We start from the raw sequence: 1,241 nt of genomic DNA on the forward strand, positions 1-1,241 counted from the left end.
AGCACGTTGTTGATCTGGTTCGGGAAGTCCGAGCGGCCGGTGGCCACAACGGCCGCGGTCTGGCGGGCGATTGCCGGGTCGACCTCGGGGTCCGGCCCGCTGCGCGCAGGGTGAAGTACGTGCCCATGAGGTTGACTTCGACGGCGCGGCGCATGTCTTCGACGTCGCCGCCGAGGATCGACGAGTTCGCCTCGACACCGGCATTGGCCACGACGACGTCGATGCCTCCCAGCTTCTCGGCAATGTAGTCGACGCCGCGAGATACCTGCTCGGGGTCGGCGACATCGCACAACTGCCACGGTGCGCGGCCGCAGGAAGTGGCGACTTGTTCGAGAAGTTCAGGCTCGAGGCCGAGCAGTCCCACGGACGCACCGCGGTCGTAGAGGCGTCTGGCCAGCGAAGAACCGATGTTGCGGGCGGCACCGGTGATCAGGATGCGCCGACCCGTCAGATCGTCGGCACTGCTCTTGCCTGATTCGGCCTTGCCCGCCTCGCTCTTGCCCATGTGCTGTGTCCCTACGCAGTTACCTTCTGGTCCTCCGACGCTAACACCGCCGGGTAGCTGCGACTGCAAGTACCGCCAACTCCGTCCGAACGGGTGTTCAGACCGATGCGGCTTCGAGACGCGGATGTGACGTGGAAGCCTGGGGCGACCGCAATCGACGGAATCGGACCACGGCAACAACGGCGGCAACAGCGGCGAGGATCACCAACGGCAGTGACGGACCCATCGTGGGTTCGATGACAACCAGTAGCACCGGCAGTCCGAATCCGAGATAGGTGCCGACGTAGAAGATCCCGGTCAGGGCGCCCCGCGAGGCCGGGGGAGCCAGCGACTCGAGGTCGAGCAGTCCCTCACGCAGGCACAGTCCGTAGGCCGTACCGAGGACGAGCGCGCAGACGATGAACAACCCGAGCGCGGGGCGTGCGCCGCCGACCGCGACCAGAAGGTATCCGAGCGCCGCCAGCGCGGCGCCGACCGTGCCGGCCTGAGGACCCCAATTGCGATGGCGGGCAGCAGTTTGAACCAGGATTCCAGCACCCAGAGTCAGCGCCGCCGCGAAACCCGGAAGGAGAGGACCTGAGTAGCGGTCCCCGAGCCTGGCCGTCATGGTCACGAAAGACACTGTTGCGCTGGCGAACACCCAAGGCCTGTTCGCGGGCCTGGTGATGGCGATGCTGCCGGTGCTGGCGGCGTACATCATCTTCCAGCGGCAGGTGGTGCAGGGGCTTACGGCGGG

General features: G+C 66.6%; 1 protein-coding gene and 2 pseudogenes. 1 reads left to right on the top strand and 2 read right to left on the bottom strand.

Annotated elements, in window-relative coordinates; genetic code table 11:
• Positions 1–151 precede the first annotated feature (151 nt).
• Together ABT116_RS47755 and ABT116_RS47760 are read right to left on the bottom strand one after the other, a co-directional pair.
• A pseudogene (locus ABT116_RS47755) lies at positions 152–505 on the bottom strand (SDR family oxidoreductase); the annotation flags it as partial.
• A 97-nt stretch (positions 506–602) separates the two neighbouring features.
• Complete coding sequence (locus ABT116_RS47760) at positions 603–1,118, bottom strand: hypothetical protein (protein ID WP_351647741.1); 516 nt, start codon at positions 1,116–1,118, stop codon at positions 603–605.
• Between ABT116_RS47760 and ABT116_RS47765 the strand changes: the two are divergent.
• Positions 1,111–1,241: pseudogene (locus ABT116_RS47765) on the top strand (carbohydrate ABC transporter permease); the annotation flags it as partial. The gene ABT116_RS47760 and the pseudogene ABT116_RS47765 sit on opposite strands and share 8 nt — an antisense overlap.

The sequence above is a fragment of the Streptomyces sp. NPDC002130 genome (assembly GCF_040296465.1).
In the GTDB taxonomy this organism is placed as follows: Bacteria; Actinomycetota; Actinomycetes; order Streptomycetales; family Streptomycetaceae; genus Streptomyces.